The organism is uncultured Negativibacillus sp., from assembly GCF_944388365.1.
Taxonomy (GTDB): Bacteria; Bacillota; Clostridia; order Oscillospirales; family Ruminococcaceae; genus Negativibacillus.
Genome location: NZ_CALXIN010000117.1, coordinates 1 through 5,060 on the forward strand (window position 1 = coordinate 1; position 5,060 = coordinate 5,060).

5 protein-coding genes are annotated in these 5,060 nt (G+C 49.2%); 4 read left to right on the forward strand and 1 reads right to left on the reverse strand.

Annotated features, from left to right (window positions below; all coding sequences use genetic code 11):
- On the reverse strand, nucleotides 1-769 hold a 769-nt coding region (locus Q0L39_RS10540), incomplete at its 3' end, for a hypothetical protein (RefSeq protein ID WP_296629014.1).
- Nucleotides 770-1,116: 347 nt separating this feature from the next.
- On the opposite strand from Q0L39_RS10540, the gene greA reads away from it, so the two are divergent.
- The 4 genes from greA (at nucleotide 1,117) to Q0L39_RS10560 (ending at nucleotide 5,057) form a co-directional block, all read left to right on the forward strand.
- Nucleotides 1,117-1,590, forward strand: coding sequence for a transcription elongation factor GreA (gene greA / locus Q0L39_RS10545; protein WP_296629016.1), 474 nt, complete (start codon nucleotides 1,117-1,119; stop codon nucleotides 1,588-1,590).
- 182 nt (nucleotides 1,591-1,772) lie between these two features.
- Nucleotides 1,773-3,731: a lysine--tRNA ligase gene (gene lysS, locus Q0L39_RS10550; protein WP_296629018.1), complete on the forward strand. Its 1,959-nt coding sequence runs from the start codon at nucleotides 1,773-1,775 to the stop codon at nucleotides 3,729-3,731.
- A 279-nt stretch (nucleotides 3,732-4,010) separates the two neighbouring features.
- A complete protein-coding gene (locus tag Q0L39_RS10555; RefSeq protein ID WP_296629019.1) occupies nucleotides 4,011-4,427 on the forward strand; it encodes a YjdF family protein in 417 nt (138 codons plus the stop codon).
- A gap of 120 nt (nucleotides 4,428-4,547) precedes the next feature.
- The gene (locus Q0L39_RS10560; RefSeq protein WP_296629021.1) at nucleotides 4,548-5,057 is read left to right on the forward strand and encodes a GNAT family N-acetyltransferase; all 510 of its coding nucleotides are present in this window, start codon (nucleotides 4,548-4,550) and stop codon (nucleotides 5,055-5,057) included.
- The last annotated feature ends 3 nt before the right edge of the window (nucleotides 5,058-5,060 follow it).

A 5,060-nucleotide genomic window follows, 5' to 3' on the forward strand; every position in this document is an offset into this window, starting at 1 on the left:
TGCAAAGCAGTGATTCACACGGAAGAGTTCTTAACTTCCAGCAACGTTCCGAAGAAACCAGTGCTCCCAACAGCTGTATCGGGTCGATCTCCCCTTCCTCCAACAGCGGCAGACAGTCCGACGGCATCTGCGGCAGCGGATGATACAGCACCACCGTTTGCTCCGGCGCTGTTTCCGGCTTTTCCGGCGTCAGGACCGGCACCTTTGGTAAGGGTATCTCCACATCCTCCGGCGACAGAATCACTCCTGCACAACGCAGAATCTCCGGTTCTTCCCCAAACAGAACCGGCGCGCCGTATTCGTCCATCAGGTATTGCTGCAGCTGTCGAGCCGCATCCAGGCGATTGGTCCAGATCCGCACCTGTGCCAGCCGCTGCACTGCTCGCTCGATCAGCTCTCGGTGGCGCAGCTGAGGATCGGCAATTCCCAGCACCCGATGGGCAAACGGAATATCCGCCAGCTCCAGCATCTGAACTGCCGCGGACAAAAGGAAGCTGTTCTGTAACATTTCCTTTTCCCTGCCGATTTCAGCGATACGCACTCCCCTGCTGCAAAAGCGCCGGATTTGCTTTTCACCAAGGCGCTGGGAAAACAAAACGGTACCATCCAACAGATCATACCGTCTGACCAGTCGGGATACCGGCAGGCGGGTATTTCGGCTGAGCACAATTTCGGAGATTTGTCGTCCCTGCACAGAATGAATGGCTTCCTCTGAATAAAACACCATCTTCCTTCTCCTATGTTCGGGGCAGCGGATCAGATGCAGCATATCTTTTCTCCTCCTTTCTGCAAGAATATGTCTTTTCTTTCAAAATCATGTCATTGATTTGTGCCCCAGAGGCTCCTTTTAAAAAGATTTACAAAATATTCCCATTCTCCCCTGCCATTTTTAAGTGTTTTGTCCGAAATATGCCTTGACAGCTTCCCGCAGTTTGACTATAATACTAACTATCACAAAAGCTATCCCTATCCTCCGACTCCACCTCCCCTTCCGGCGCCGGTTGTTTTTGTGCGTCCGGTCTTTTTTTGTACCGACCTATCGGGTAGCTTGCTGATACATTAACACGGCGGCTTTGTGGGATTTGCCACCGATTGCCGCTGAGAGGAGTATGCACCATGGCAAATGAAATTGTAATGACCCAGGAAGGCTACAACGACCTGGTCAAGGAATTAAACGAACTGAAAACAACCCGCCGTGCAGAAATTTCGGAAAAAATCCGTATTGCACGCGGTTTTGGCGACCTTTCCGAAAACAGCGAATATGATGAGGCAAAAAATGAGCAGGCGATCGTTGAGGCCCGCATCCTGACTTTGGAAAACCAGCTTAAAAATGTAAAGATCATCGAGAAATCCCAGCTGGACAAAGGCACTGTTTCTCTGGGCAGCTTTGTTACCATCCGCGACGTCGAGTTTGGCGATGAGCTGACCTACCGCATCATCAGCTCGGTAGAATCCAGCAACGATATGTCCACCATCACCGATGAGTCTCCGGTTGGAAAAGCTCTGCTCGGCCACAAAGCCGGTGATTCGGTTATGGTCACCGTTCCTTCCGGCGCTAAGATCGAATATCAGATTATCAAGATTGAATAATTGATTCCTTTTTTTTGAAAAGCAAAGGGCATTTGCGCGGCTTGTTTTGGTGCATTTTCTCCAAACCGGCAGCAAAAATGCCCTTATTTTTTTGATTGTATTTCGTCGAAAAAAAAGGTATAATATTGGTGTATTTTTGTAAAAACTTATTTTGAATAAATAACCGAAAGGACGGAACATTCATGGCAGAAAATCTGGAAAACCAGAATATCGAATCCACCGCCGAACCGACCGCTGAGGAACTTTCCGAAGTGCTTCGCATTCGACGCGAAAAATTCGCCGCGCTCAAAGAAGCCGGCCACAACCCATTTGAACAGACCCGTTATGACCGCACCGCTTATGCACAGCAGATTGCTGACCATTTCGACGAAATGGAAAACCAGCCGGTCTCGATTGCCGGCCGTATCATGAGCAAACGTGCGATGGGCAAAGCATCCTTCTTTGATGTTGCAGATGCTTCGGGAAGAATCCAGATCTACATCAAACGTGACATCGTTGGCGAAGATACCTACGATCAGTTTAAAAAATGGGACATCGGTGATATCGTTGGCGTCAAGGGCGAGGTGTTCCGCACCAAACACGGTGAAATCTCGATCCGCGCTACTGAGGCTATCCTGCTGTCCAAGTCGCTGCTGCCGCTGCCGGAAAAATTCCACGGTCTGACCAACACCGACCTGAGATACCGTCAGAGATACGTCGACCTCATCATGAACCCAGATGTCCGCGATGTCTTTGTAAAACGCTCGATGATTATCAAAGAGCTGCGTGCATTCCTGGACAACAAGGGCTATCTGGAAGTAGAGACCCCTGTTCTGCACAACATTGCAGGCGGTGCTGCTGCTCGTCCATTTATCACCCATCACAACACCCTGGACATCGACATGTACCTGCGCATCGCGCTGGAGCTGCATCTGAAACGTCTGATCGTTGGCGGCTTTGACAAGGTATATGAGATCGGTCGTGTTTTCCGCAACGAGGGTATGGACACCAAACACAACCCAGAGTTCACCATGCTCGAATTCTACCAGGCTTATGCAGACTACGAGGACATCATGAACCTGACCGAGGAGCTGCTGCGCGACGTCACCATGAAGGTTCTGGGCACCACCAAGGTTGTCTATGGCGGCGAAGAGATCGACCTGGGCAAACCATTTGAGCGCATCACCATGGTGGACGCTGTCAAGAAATACACCGGCGTTGACTTCAACGAGATTCACACTCTGGAAGAAGCAAGAGCTGTTGCAAAAGAGCACAACATCCAGTATGAGGAGCGTCATCTGAAGGGCGACATCCTGAACCTGTTCTTCGACGAATTTGTTGAGGACAAGCTCATCCAGCCTACCTTCCTGATGGGCCATCCGGTTGAGATCTCCCCACTGTCCAAGAGAAACAAGGACAACCCGGGCTACACCGAGCGTTTTGAGCTGTTCATCACCGGACGTGAGTTTGCAAACGCATTCTCCGAGCTCAACGACCCAATCGACCAGAAGGAACGTTTTGAGCATCAGCTGGAACTGAAGGCACAGGGCGACGAGGAAGCAACCGATATGGACAACGACTTCATCACTGCTCTGGAATATGGTCTGCCGCCAACAGGTGGTTTTGGTATGGGTGTTGACCGTCTGGTTATGTTCCTGACCAACCAGCCATCCATCCGCGACGTCCTGCTGTTCCCAACCATGAAGCCAATCGGCGGTGAAGCTAAGAAAACTGAACCGGCTGCTGAAACCGCTCCTGCTGCAGAAGAAGTAAAAGCAAAACCGATTGATTTCTCCAAGGTAAAGATCGAACCACTGTTTGAAGAAATGGTCGAATTTGATACCTTTGCAAAATCGGATTTCCGTGCAGTCAAGGTGAAAGCATGTGAAGCTGTTCCGAAGAGCAAAAAACTCCTGAAATTCGTTCTGGATGATGGAACCGGCAATGACCGCGTCATCCTCAGCGGTATTCACGAGTACTATGAGCCAGAAGAACTGGTTGGCAAGACCTGCATTGCAATCGTAAACCTCCCACCTCGCAAGATGATGGGCATTGATTCCTGCGGTATGCTGATCTCGGCAGTTCACGAAGAAGACGGTCACGAGGGCCTCAACCTTCTGATGGTGGATGATCGTATTCCAGCAGGTGCAAAGCTGTACTAAACCGGAATACACTTATCCGCATAATTGCATAATGAGCAAGATAAATGGGCAGTCCCTGACAGGGATTGCCCATTTGCAAAATCACGCACAAGAAAATAGATTAGATTTGGTATATTGTGCAGCAAAGCACTTTATATAATCGCAGAATAAAAACGCAATGTACATCCTTTTGGTGTGCTAGAGCTGGTAGGTAGCCCAGCCGTCTGAACTGTTTCAGGTAAGTAACCTTCCCCTCCGGGTTGTCCATTTCTGCGAAATACATTTTAGGAGGGTTTCGTTATGGACGAAAGAATCGGAAAGCTGACCGTGTATTTTGATAACCCGTTTTGGGTCGGTGTATTTGAGCGTATAGAGGATGATAAACTCTCTGTATGCAAAGTTACCTTCGGAGCAGAACCCAAAGATTATGAGGTGTTCCAGTTTATTCTGAAAAATTACAGTCAGCTCAAGTTCAGTCCGTCTGTTGATGTGAAAGTCAGAAAAGAAGCGAAAAATCCGAAGCGGATGCAAAGAGAAGCTCGAAAACAAACTGCTCTGTCCGGCATCGGAACAAAATCGCAGCAGGCATTGCAGCAGCAGCGAGAAGAAAATAAACTGATCAGAAAAACAATCAGCAAGCAAATGCAAGAAGCTGAAAACCAACGCCGGTATGACTTAAAACAACAGAAACGAAAAGAAAAACACAGAGGGAGATAAATCCCCAAAAGACTTTGAGGAATCTTTCTTCCTCAAAGTCTTTTTGTTTGTATCTGCAAACAAGATATTGTCACAATCAAAATAACCTTGTATACCGTAATATCGAAAGGAGGATTTTGTATGTCCAACCTCATCATCCGTCCCGCTGTCTTTGCGGACATTGCTGCCATTGCCCGTATCCACTGCCAGTGCTGGAAGGAAACCTATGCCGGACTGATCGACCAAAGCTATCTTGACAGCCTCTCTCCTGCCCGCACGCAGGCGCGGATGGAATCGGAAACCAGCCGGCACTTTCTGGTCGCTGAATTGGACGGAGAAATCGTCGGCTTTGCAATCCCGATTTGCAGCCGAGATCAGGACGCCTCTCCTACCACCGGCGAAATACAGGCAATTTATCTGCTGCAAAGATGCCAGCATCAGGGCATCGGACGAGCGTTGATGGAGGAAAGCCTGAAGGAGCTGCTCAGGATGGGAATGGACGAGGTCACCCTGTGGGTACTGGACACCAACTGCAAAGCCATCCGTTTTTATCAGAAGTGTGGCTTTGCTGCCGACGGCGGCATCAAAAGCGATACGATCCGCAATTTCACCATCAACGCGCTGCGGATGCGAACATCCTTATCTGCATAAACC

Excerpts from the sequence above, each read along its gene's own strand:
- Q0L39_RS10555 (WP_296629019.1), top strand. The coding sequence starts at position 4,011 with ATGGACGAAAGAATCGGAAAGCTGACCGTGTATTTTGATAACCCGTTT.
- Q0L39_RS10560 (WP_296629021.1), top strand. The coding sequence starts at position 4,548 with ATGTCCAACCTCATCATCCGTCCCGCTGTCTTTGCGGACATTGCTGCC.
- lysS (WP_296629018.1), top strand. The coding sequence starts at position 1,773 with ATGGCAGAAAATCTGGAAAACCAGAATATCGAATCCACCGCCGAACCG.
- greA (WP_296629016.1), top strand. The coding sequence starts at position 1,117 with ATGGCAAATGAAATTGTAATGACCCAGGAAGGCTACAACGACCTGGTC.